Below are 11,971 nucleotides of genomic sequence, written 5' to 3'. Positions count from 1 at the left end.
GCCTTATTAATTGTCTTACTACAAAATTTGGCTTCCTTACCCTTAAAGTCAGTTGTTAATTTAAACACTGTCCTATATGAGAGAGTCTTGTTGCTGATAGCTGACAGCGAGCTAGCTGAATGCTTACAGCCTTACTAATTGAGTAAGAATTAAATTTTACTATAAAAGCTGGCTGAAACAGTCTATATATTAAAATCCCCTCATCAGAGCTGATAGCTGACAGCTAATAGCTGAATGCTTACGATATAGTTAATGAGAAATTGACTTTACTGACTAATAGCAGAAAATGCTGCCCAATAAAAAGGGTCTTTAAAAGGTTGGTCGTTATCTGATAGTTTGCGGAGTTGATATTTAAGGTCATGTCTAAGAGTTACATCAATAGGAACTTGATTATTTTTAATCCATTCCTGTAATTCCTTTTTAGTGATATCTCGTAACCAAATTTGAGCTTTATTAAGAGCAACTGATACAGTAAAATTTTGACGAAGGTTTTGATAAAATTTAATCATTAGAAAAGCAGTAGATAAATCACTAACTTTCCACAAATTACTAACAACATTAGAACTTCCTGCATAAATGAAACTGCTAGGAAAACTAATATATTCATCACTAAGATCGGTAAAATCTGTTAATCCAGTTTCACAAGCTGATAAAGTAACTAAACGACATTGACTTAAGTTAAGCCCAAAGACTTCAGCTAAGGTCAAATTTTCGGTTTTAGTTTCAGTATTAGACATCTCCGATAATTCACCTGAAACTCCTTTACAACGGTTATTGAATCCTAATTTATGGAGAGAGCTATTAGCTAATAATAGGGATGATTCTAAAGGAGAATTTATATTAAAATAACCATGGCATGAAAAATGAAGACAGTTAATTGATGAAAAGTCATTATAACTATTGAAGGCAGTTTTGGTTGCTTTTTCTTTCGCTAAAATTTCAGCAGAATCAAAATATGAACTAATTGTTTCTACTTCTAAGTCAGTGTAACTTAAGTTATTCGTAGGATTTTGAATAGCAAATAATTTTTCAAAGTTAGGACGTTGCTGGTTTTTAATCAGTTGCAATAATTTACAACTTGGGGAATAAGTTATTTCATAACTATCTAATAAATAACTACCATCATTTAAAATCAAAGCATGAATTGGTAATAAGTGTAAAAAGCGATGGGGAATTAAGATGATTTTTTGGCATTGTTGAGGAATATGGGAAATAATTTTATCTAAATGGAGAATTTGAGCAAAATTTCTTAGATAAAATGATAGTTCACTTCGCCACTTTTTTTGATCGGAGTAGTAGAGATTTAGATATTTATTTATGGGAGCAACAAATTTATCAAAAGCGTGTTTATCTTGAAATAGAAAATTTTTGTTAATTGGTATTTCGTAGGCAATTTCAACAATTAATAATTAATAATTAATAATTAATAATTAGGGATTGCTGATTAATTCTCAAAGGATTGACAGGTAAAAGCTTGAGCCTTCTTAGATTCCCAGAAAGTTCTAGGTAAAGAGTCAAAATCCTCAAAAAGTTAGCATAAAAGGCAAACTAAGGATACAAAAATTGAGGGATAATTCTTACTTCTACCTCCTCTAAATTCCTCGTTTCTCCTAACTCCTAACTCCTGACTCCTACCCTACCAAAAGACTTTATTCAGCAAACCCTAATTACTTATTCTTGAAAAGAAGAGGATTGACTAAAAGGAAAAGGAAAATTTTTTCTTGTTTCTCCTTTAAATGAGAGGCTTTAAACCTTAATTATTCGGTAATTTATCCTGAAATTAATCCATCTAACTCTTGTTGAAGTTGATTAAGTTTACTATAGTCAGTTAGTTGAGGTTATAACCTCTCTCTTTCAGTAATTACCCTCAACTTATGATTATTTTGTTCAATAGCTAGTCGCTTTTCTTCAATAGTAATCTCTCTCCTAAGTCGGTCTAATTTTTGAATAATTGTGGATGAAATATTGCCTTTAGGATATAAGTCGCGGTTAGTAATAAGTTCAACTAAAGTTCTATTTTTACTAAGTTCTACATACTCTATGGCTTTATCTATTTGTCCCAAATTAATGTAGGATTCAACGATGCAATAATAAATAGTAATAGCTTGAGAGATAATTTCTTGGCGACGTATTTCTGTTATTGCCCAACTACAAGAAATTTTTACTGCTTTAATAGCAATTTTGTAGGTTTCAATAGCCCATTGCCATTCTGCTTTTTGAAAGTATAAATCATCTAAATTATGACTAACCGTTAAACATTCAATGGGCAGATTTTCAGGAGTAAAAATTTGCAAGGAATTTTGAAAAGCTGTAATTGCTGTCTCAAGATTTTCAGCTTTATCTCCTATTATTTTTTTTCCATAGGCAATAGCTAAATTATTCTGAGTTTCTGCCCATTTCAAAGGTAAATCTTGTTTCGTATAAACCATTAAAGCTAATTGTAAAGAAGCGATCGCCATTTCAATATTTTCAGCTTTATTTCCTCTAATTCTTTCTCGATAAGCATTGCCTAAATTATTTTGAGTTTCAGCCCTTTGAATTTATGCCCATGTTGTTTAGTAAAATTTCTAAAGCTGTTTCTGAACAAACCCTCGCCATTTGAATATTTTTAGCTTGATCTCCTTTTCTTCTTTCTATATAAGCATTACTTAAATTCTTTAGAGTTTCTGCCCTTTTAAAAAGTAAATCTTGTTTCGTATAAACCATTAAAGCACTTTTAAAACAAGTTATGGCCATCTCAATATTTTCAGCTTTATCTCCTTTTATTCTTTCCCGATAAGCATTACCTAAATTGTTTTGCGTAGTTGCCCAATCTTCAGGAAAACTTTCTTGAGTATAAATTTTTAGAGATTGATAAAAACAATTAATAGCTTGCTCTAAATTTTCTTCTTTGTCTCCACATATTCTATATATATAAGCATTGCCTAAATTATTTTGAGTTTTTGCCCAATCTACAGGAAAATCTATATAAGTTCGTACTTGTAAAGCTAGGAAATAAGTACCAATAGCAGTTTCTAGATTTTCTTCTCTTTTTCCTCTTATTCTTTGAGTATAAGCAATAGCTAGATTATTTTGCGTAGTTGCCCAATCTTCAGGAAAAGTTTTACGATTCCTAACTTTTAATGCATATAGATAATAAATAATCGCCTGTTCTAAATTTTCAGCTTTCCCACCAAAAATACGATTACTATAAACATAACCAAGATTATTAAGAGTATTTGCCCATTGTTCCGGAAAAGTCTCGTAGGGATGAAAATTTAAAATAGTTTCTAATCCAGTAATTGCTATTTCAAAAACATTTGACCATTTTGCCCAAGAGAATTGAGAAAGATCCAGACAAAGACTTTCTACTATTCCTAAAATTGCTTCTTTTTCTTCTGGATTAACTTCAGAACAAGTATGAATTATCCACTTTTGTAATAATCTGGCAAAAAAGTAATCTAATTTATCAATATTAGATTTAATAACAGAGTAGAGAAATTTTAAATCTCCATTATTTTCATACTCTAACAAGAGAAGTTTTCCCAGCAACAAAACATACTCTTTATGATCTATATCTATGTCTTTATTTTGATCTAATGCAGAATTTTCAGGTGCTTTCCTTTGTTTTTCTTGATCAAGATAACGCTCAAAATTATTTTCATGGCCTAATAAGAGAAGCTTTCTCAGCAACAAAAAAGACTCGTGAGTATCTATATCTTTTTTTTGATAAAATAATGCAAAATCTTCATATACTTTCCTTTGTTTTGCTTGCTCAAGATCACCCTTAAATGGAACATAAGATTGTAGTAAATCAATTTCGTCCCTTTGTTTTGCTTGCTCAAGATCACCCTTAAATGGAACATAAGATTGTAGTAAATCAATTTCGTCGTTATCTACAGGAAACTCAAATACTCCAGAACGCCAATCAAAAAAATCTGGGGCACGACGCACTAAATATTTTAAAGTGTATTTCCTGACTATAAAAACTAAACAGCAATTAAAATCATCTCTAAATCTTTCCCTTTGCCAATTTAGATGACCTAATAAGTATGATACTGAACCTTTTTCGTGATAAATTTTTGGTTTTTCTAAGGTACGTTTAATATAATCCTCTAAAGCTAAGGACTTTTCAATACCACTAATAAATAAGATATCAATTGGATTATCTTTAACCTTCTCTTCAATCAAATCATATAAATTATCAATATAATGTTCTAATTTTAAAACCTCAATTTTTTTGTCTGGAATATCTTGCTTAACTTTGCCAATAATCAAACTTTCCTGTACAAAAGAACACTTAACAAATAGAATACCAAAACCATCACGCCAAGACAAATCGCGCTTTAGGGTCAGATAAATTTCTTGTTCATCTGGTCTACATTTTTCTATGCGACTGACTAAGTTATTACTCATTAGAAATTAATCTATTTAATGCCGATTGAAACTCAGATGTTCCTTCAATTAAAGGATGAATGTCATACCAACGTACAGGATTATCTTCTGCATCAACATCTCGATATTCCAATACACAACGACGGAATAATAAACTGCGATATTCTTCATCGTTAGGAATATTTTTTGAGCGATAAACTGTAGCTAACTTATCCCATTCTTCAGAATTAACTGCATTTCGATAAGTACCATCTCTAGCATCACTAATAGCACGATTAACCGCTTTTATATTTATCGGAAAATCATCAACTTGACGCATAGCAGATTGCATTAATAACATCAGATCTCGGACATGACCTCCAGTCATCTGACAAAGCTTTATTCGAGTTTCTGAATTGTCAAAAATTTGAGTATCAATATCAATCACAGGGTCAATCAAATGAACCCTTTTTTCAATAATTTCCTTTAGTTTATCTAATCCTTTCCCATAAGATTCATTTTGACGATCTTTAACCATAATCATTGGTAAAACTTGGGGACTTGCATAAATATTTCTTAGTTCAGTTGCTTGACTTGAATAAGCTAAAGAAATAGGAATCGTATAAACAACATGACAGTTTAAAGCAGTTAACTGATTACTATAATCCAGAAAAATTTCATCGTGGCTTGTTCTTTCATTACCTCTTTCAATAGGTATAATCCTATCTAAATTATCGGGAATTACAACTATTTTTGATTCTGCTTCAGGCAATTTTTTTTGAGCCTCTTCAATAAATTCATTTAAAGCCTTAATTAAAGAAACACTATGATTATCAACCTGTCTTCTAATTGTTTCACGGCTACTAGGAACCCGCCTCAAACTCGTAGTTAATTTACTAAAAACATTAATTTTAGATTCAATACTTAGCTTTTCAAACTCCACATCTGATAAAGCTAAATCTTTTAATTCATGCCATCGAGACTGTAACCAATCTAATAAAAGATTAGGAGAAGCATAAGCTTGAAGCTTCTCCAAAATATTGCGAGTACAAGCCAAAATAATGTCAGTATATTGAACATCTAATTCATCAATATCTCCTTCCGTTGCTGGAAAATAAACCACAAAACAACCATTGTTTTGTAAATAATCTTCTAGGCGTAATAATTCTGTTGATTTACCTACACCTCGATGCCCAGTGTAAAGTTGACAGGTAGGCTCATCTGAATAAATAATAGTCTTACCAACTTCCTTAAAAATATCATCATCTCCCCTCACTTCACTACAGTTTACATAAGCTGGATCGTGAGCAGGTAAAGGGTTAAATGGGTTAAATTTATTATATATGTTTTTAATTAAATTCATAAGCTAGTATCTATAACGAAGTTAGAAGTCAGAAGTCAGAAGTCAGAAGTTAACCCACCCCTAACCTCTCCTAGTGGACTGACAGACCTTAAATGGTGCATTAGATTCAATTCAAAAGTCAAAAGTCAAAAGTCAAAAGTAAGAATTTTCAAGTTAAAAACTAATGCACAGTTTTAGCAGTGTCAGTCTACTAGGAGGGGAAATAGGGGATTTGAGCTTCGCTCCAAAAATATTGTGCCTTAAAACTGGAGTTTAGACCCATGTTATTTTGATAAAAAGGATTTATTAGTCTATGTTCATTAATGGATAATTGATAATGGATAATTGATAATTACCTCTGGTTAAAACCGTTACGGAATTGAATATAAGGAAATATTATTTCTTCTCTTGGTCGATTGGATATGTCGTAGGTTTCCTCGCCATCCCATCCTACGGAATGCTCCGCAAACGACCGCTTTTTTCCCCTTAAAAGGGTCGGCTTTAAACCATAATTATTTAATTATTAATTATTAATTATTAATTATTAATTATTCGGTAACTCTCTAAAAATGAGATTTTAGCATAACAACTCCAGATAGAAAATTAGATATTTTACTGAACAAATAACAAGAGGATAATTCATCTGAAGATTAATTCTTTACGATGATAATCTTGAGGGATAAAAATAATTAACCATATTCCTTAAAAAAATAACTTTATGAGGAAAAAATTATGACAACAGAACCTTGGTATGATAAATAAACCATTTTAGTAAGCTTTGACAAAAGGATTATCAACAGAACAAGCTGAAACACTATGTGATTTTACCTTGAATCAGTTTCAATCTCAATATACCTTAGAAAAATTTCAGAAATTAATGAACAAAACAGTATAAGGAGGAAACGCCAGAAGAATTAATAGAAGTCGGAGAGATTTGTGCTGAAGAGTTGATAAATTAGGTGGTAGGTTTTAGGTGATAAATAGTTATTTCTATTGTTTTTCCATTTTTTTCAATATGTACCCCTTCTTCCTTCTTTCGTAGGGACGTTCCATGCAACGTCCCTACCATTTGTAACAAACATTTATCAAATTGATATTATACAGAGGAAACATCTCTATTCTCTAATTGGAGTTGAGGTAATTTGTCCCAAGTTCAATTAATACCATTATGGTTCCAGGACTGCATACCTACCACCTACAACCTACAACCTAAAACCTAAAAGATACCACCTATGAAACAATCTAAAGCAAAAAATCTACGACAACGCTGGAATATTTCCAGATGGGCGATCGCTCAACCATGGTTAACTATTTGTTTTTGGTTAAGCGTAGTAATAGCAGGTATTTTTGCCTTTAGTAGTCTCAAATATGGTTTATTTCCAGAAGTCAGTTTTCCAGTAGTAGTAGTACAAGCAACAGCAAATTTTGACAATACTATCGAAACAGAAACGCAAATTACAACTCCCATCGAAAAAGCTGTTAAAATGCTCGAAAAAAAAGGAATGTATGAATTGCGCTCCTCAACATATCCAGGGCAAGCAGTCATCAACATAGCTTTTACCACCCAAAGCAATTTAACATCAGCAACAGCAGACGTGGAAACTACACTCAAACAAGTACCTCTCCCTCCAGAAACTAATTTAGATATAATCAGTATTGACTTAAACGAGTCAGCAGCAATTAGCTACGCCATTATTAGTAATAGTAAAACCCTCAAAGAATTAACTGCCATTGCTCAAAATCAAATTATCCCTACTATTTCAGAATTACCAGAAGTTTTAAAAGTCAATCTACTTGGTGACTCTTCCTTAAAACAAAAAGACACTGACACATCACTCCCTAACACTTTCCCAACCTTAGTCAGTTTCAATAATCAAAATGCCATAGCTTTCCAAGTAGTAAAACGTGCTGATGCTAATACCTTAGAAGCCGTAAGTAAAGTAGAAGCAACCGTAGCAAAAATGCAGTCTGACTTGCCAGAAATAAAACTCCTCTTAGCAGAAACTCAAGCAGACTATATTCAGGAAGCAACCCAAGCTACTATTGATGCTTTATTATTGGCAATTATTCTAGCAGTAGCAGTCATTTTTCCATTCTTACGGAATTTCCCGGCTACCATAATTACAGCTTTAGCAATACCTATTTCTCTATTAGGTACTTGTATTGTCATGGCAATATTTGGATTTAAACTAGAAACTATTACCCTCCTTGCCTTAGCAATAATAATTGGAATTATTGTTGATGATGCTATTGTAGATGTGGAAAACATTGCCAGACATCTCGAAGCAGGAGAAACTCCCAAACAAGCCGCCATCAATGGTACTGATGAAATAGGTTTAACCGTTGTTGCTTCTACCTGCACTATTGCTGCAGTATTTCTCCCAGTCGCTTTTATGGGGGATACCCTTGGTCAATTTTTTCAACCCTTTGGTTTAACAGTTTCTGCAGCAGTATTAATTTCTTTATTAGTTGCCCGTACATTATCCCCAGTATTAGCAGTGTGGTGGTTAAATGAAGTCAGGAGGCAGGAGGCAGGAGGCAGGAGGCAGGAGGCAGGAGGCAGGAGGCAGAAGGCAGGAGGCAGGAGGCAGGAGGCAGAAGGCAGGAGGCAGGAGTTAGATGGAAATAATAATGAAGTCAAAAGTTATTTGAAACAAGATGGTTTATTAAATCAAACACCAATTAGAAGGCAGGAGGCAGAAGGCAGGAGGCAGAAGGCAGAAGGAAATTATGATGAAGTCAGAAGTCAGAAGTCAGAAGTCAGAAGTTCTTTTTATAACCTAGAGAGTTTATTCAATCAAACACAACAGTTGGAGAAAACTTTATCTGATCGATACCAAAAATTACTTAACTGGTCCCTAGATCATAGAAAAATTGTCATAGCAATAGCTTTACTCAGTTTCATTCTTGGTGTGGCAATGATTCCTCTAATTCCTAAAGGTTTAGTACCACAACTAAACCGAGGAGAATTTAATATTACCTACACTTACCCTCTACCTAATTTTGCGAAAAATACTGAAAATGTTCCCTCTCCCCAACCAACTCAAGCACCTGCCAATAACTCAATTTTTGCTGAAGGAGCATTTAAGTGGATTAGTGATTTAACTAAATCTCCTACTAGAATATTATTGAGAAAATCTCGTAGAGTAGCGCAACAGATCGAGGAAATTGTTTTATCCTCCCCAGAAGTAGAATCAGTCTTTAGTATTGCAGGTTTCCAGGGCGAACCAAATCATGGTAAAATATATGTAAAACTCAAAAAAGAGCGATCGCTCACTACTGCCCAAATACAAGAACAAACTCGTAAAGCTTTATCTGAGTTAAAAAATATTAGTATTAGTGTTGAGGATATTCCATTTGTTGAGACTGGTGCCGGAAAACCTTTTGAGATAATGCTATTAGGAGATAATCTAGAAATTCTCTACAACACTGCTCACAAAATTCAAACTCAAATTGCCAAAATACCAGGATTTGTCGATTTAACTATTGCGCCTCAGTATAATAATTTCGATAACCCCATGGAAATAACTCACCGCGCTCAAAAGCAGGTTATCTATATTACGGCTAATCTTTCTGATGGTTTAGGATTAGGGAATGCTATAGATTTAGCAGTAGAAATAGCTCAACCAATTCTACCTCCTAGTGTCAAATTGGACTTAGGTGGAGATTCTTTGAGAGTAGGGGAAGTCTTTGGTAGTTTTTTTGTGACTTTAGGTTTCTCTGTTGTATGTATGTTGACCGTCTTAGTGTTACTTTTTGGTAGATTTTTAGAACCTTTGGTAGTAGGTTTGTGTTTACCTTTGTCTATTGTGGGGGCAATGTTAGGATTATTATTTACTCAGAGTGATTTTGGCGTTATTTCCTTACTCGGTCTAATTTTTCTCCTGGGTTTACTAGATAAAAATGCTCTGTTGTTAATGGATTATATTAATCAACTGCGTCAGTCAGGGTTAAACCGCAGACAAGCTATTTTGCAAACTGGTTTGGTGCGACTGCGACCAATTTTAATGACGACAAGTTCGACAGTTTTAGGAATGTTGCCGATCGCCTTGGGATTAGGAGCAGGAGCAGAATTACGACAACCCCTAGCTGTAGCAATTATTGGAGGGTTAACTACTTCTACTTTGTTGAGTTTAATTGTAGTTCCTGTTTTGTACACCTTATTAGAAGATTGGTGGAAATTGAAATTGGGTTAGGGAGTAGGGAGTAGGGAGAATAGGGTGAACCTGGAAAATTATGTACATTAGTAGCTTGAGTTCCAAGCAATAGTTATTGTTAATTATTTTGATGTTTAATATCAAATCCGGTTAATCAGTGATAAAAAAACCTTTTCCCTTCTAACCTTTTCTTTCCTTCTGCCTCCTGCCTCCAGCATAGCTGCCTTACCTTCTCCAAAGTATAAGTATTCAACCGGATTTGATATAATTCTCGCTTTCGGAGGTTGTATGCAACGTCCCTACTAACTCCCTTACTACCCTGCTCAAGCTGATATTTACTTCTCCTCTACTCCCCTACTCCCCCACTCAAGAAAATGTAGCAAACATTGATCGCGCTTGGTATTACACCACTTTTCAAATTGATGAACCACATCATCATAACCAAAACCCTGTAGGGACCTTGCATGCAACGTCCCTACTGTGGTCTACTGAAATGAAAACCGCTATAAAACTCTCTATTCTTCCCTCCTGAATTCTGAATTCTGAATTCTGAATTCTAAATTCTAAATTCTGACTTCAAGCTTCATACAAATTTATAAAATTTTAAACTTTTGTGTAGTTTTAGCTACATTTTTTGATATTTCTGCCACTATAAAAACATATATAGCAGTCGAAGCAAAGGGTGCGGACAGTTCAAAAGTTTAAAACTCAGACAAAGTAATACTTTTCCAACTTTGGTCCCCCCTTCCCTTTCAAAGGGGGGACGCCTTCTTCCTTCTGCTATAACCATCTTTAAAAAACTAATTTTATTAAACGGAGTCGAAAAATATGGATGCTCAAAAATTCCTGAGCCGCTACTCTATAGGAAAACGTTATTTCCGAGGAATTTGCCTCAGTAATGCAAATCTGCGTGGGGTAAAACTGACTATGATTAATCTAAATCAAGCTGATTTAAGTGGGATTGACTTAAGTGGGGCAAAACTAAGTGGAGCTGAGTTAAGTCAAGCAAATTTATCTGGTGCCGATCTGAGTTATGCAGACTTGCGTAGCGCGAATTTAAGTGATGTTAATCTCATCGGTGCTGACTTGACAGGAGCAAAGCTAGCACGAGCTAATTTGAATCGAGCGGATCTGCGTAGTACTAACCTTACTGGTGCAGACTTAATTGGAGCAAACCTGAATGAAGTAGAAATGAGTGGCGCAGATTTGACAGAAGCAAATGTTAATCAAGCAGAATTAAGTGTAGCTAGCTCTCATTTAGGTGTTTCTCGCAAATGGGTGACATGGGCAGGAAGCCATTAAGTCAAGAGGAGTCAACCCACCCCTCGCCCCTCCCCCGACTGTGGAGGGCAGGGCTGTTTCATTCTCGATAGACACGGGGACGCGGTGAAACGGAGACACGGGGATGGAAGCTTTGAATTTATGATTAAAAGTTGACTTTTCACCATTTTAGTCAGAGCAAAAGGGACGCTTATTGGCGCTCAAAATCGACAAATTTTGGTAAATTTCGCTGTTCCATAATCCCCTCATCTCCCGTTCTCCCGCTCATCGTTAATCTACAATACTTTGAAACAGCCCTGCTCCCAGGAGGGGAAGTCAGGAGTCAGGAGTCAGGAGTCAGGAGGAAAGAGGATTTAGACAGATTTTCTAATATCTGATCTCAAATCCGGTAGCATCGGTGTAATAAGATAGTGAATCAGAATTCAGAATTTCCGTTTGTCATGCTCCGCAAACATAATCCAGAATTCAGAAGGGAAGAGAACTCAGAATTCTTTCCCCTCTGGGTGAAGATGGAATATTTTTTATACCGAATTAAACAGATTTGATCTGATATCATCAGGACTTACGCAAAGGCAATATATATAGCGTCTTTGCGTAAGTCCTGTTGAATATAGTTGTTTTTCCATGTTATTTCCTTGAAATTAGAACTTTGAGGTTTGGAAAAAGGTGATATACCTAATAAAGTAGGCAATAATAATGTAATCATCGCGGCTTGACATCCTCCCGACGCTGCTCTCACGAGACAGCGCGGGATTCCCTAGCATCGCTGTTAGGGGCTTCCTGCTGCCTCTTGACAGAGGAGCTGCGCTAACATAGCACCTGCCTGAAAGGATTTACT

Annotated in this window: 6 protein-coding genes; 2 read left to right on the top strand and 4 right to left on the bottom strand. The window is 34.7% G+C overall.

Features of this window, described 5'->3' with window-relative positions; translation table 11 throughout:
* Nucleotides 1-266: 266 nt before the first annotated feature.
* From F6K54_RS29410 to F6K54_RS29395, 4 genes are all read right to left on the bottom strand, one after another.
* Nucleotides 267-1,205: a CHAT domain-containing protein gene (locus F6K54_RS29410; RefSeq protein ID WP_293085713.1), complete on the bottom strand. Its 939-nt coding sequence runs from the start codon at nucleotides 1,203-1,205 to the stop codon at nucleotides 267-269.
* Between the two features lie 633 nt (nucleotides 1,206-1,838).
* Nucleotides 1,839-2,489, bottom strand: coding sequence for a hypothetical protein (locus F6K54_RS29405; protein ID WP_293085711.1), 651 nt, complete (start codon nucleotides 2,487-2,489; stop codon nucleotides 1,839-1,841).
* Between the two features lie 37 nt (nucleotides 2,490-2,526).
* Nucleotides 2,527-4,395 carry a tetratricopeptide repeat protein gene (locus F6K54_RS29400; RefSeq protein ID WP_293085708.1) on the bottom strand — a complete coding sequence of 623 codons (1,869 nt, stop codon included), beginning with the start codon at nucleotides 4,393-4,395 and terminating at the stop codon, nucleotides 2,527-2,529.
* Nucleotides 4,388-5,716, bottom strand: a complete 1,329-nt coding sequence (locus F6K54_RS29395) for an ATP-binding protein (RefSeq protein WP_293085705.1) — start codon at nucleotides 5,714-5,716, stop codon at nucleotides 4,388-4,390. The genes F6K54_RS29400 and F6K54_RS29395 overlap by 8 nt, the downstream gene beginning before the upstream one ends.
* 1,211 nt (nucleotides 5,717-6,927) lie before the next feature.
* Here F6K54_RS29395 and F6K54_RS29390 point away from each other — a divergent pair.
* Both F6K54_RS29390 and F6K54_RS29385 read left to right on the top strand, forming a co-directional pair.
* Nucleotides 6,928-9,891 carry an efflux RND transporter permease subunit gene (locus F6K54_RS29390; RefSeq protein ID WP_293085702.1) on the top strand — a complete coding sequence of 988 codons (2,964 nt, stop codon included), beginning with the start codon at nucleotides 6,928-6,930 and terminating at the stop codon, nucleotides 9,889-9,891.
* Between the two features lie 789 nt (nucleotides 9,892-10,680).
* Nucleotides 10,681-11,154, top strand: coding sequence for a pentapeptide repeat-containing protein (locus F6K54_RS29385; RefSeq protein ID WP_293085699.1), 474 nt, complete (start codon nucleotides 10,681-10,683; stop codon nucleotides 11,152-11,154).
* The last annotated feature ends 817 nt before the right edge of the window (nucleotides 11,155-11,971 follow it).

This window comes from Okeania sp. SIO3B5 (genome assembly GCF_010692555.1).
Taxonomy (GTDB): domain Bacteria; phylum Cyanobacteriota; class Cyanobacteriia; order Cyanobacteriales; family Microcoleaceae; genus Okeania.
The sequence above is the reverse complement of the archived record's forward strand: the minus strand, read 5'-3'. Positions and strand labels throughout refer to the sequence as shown.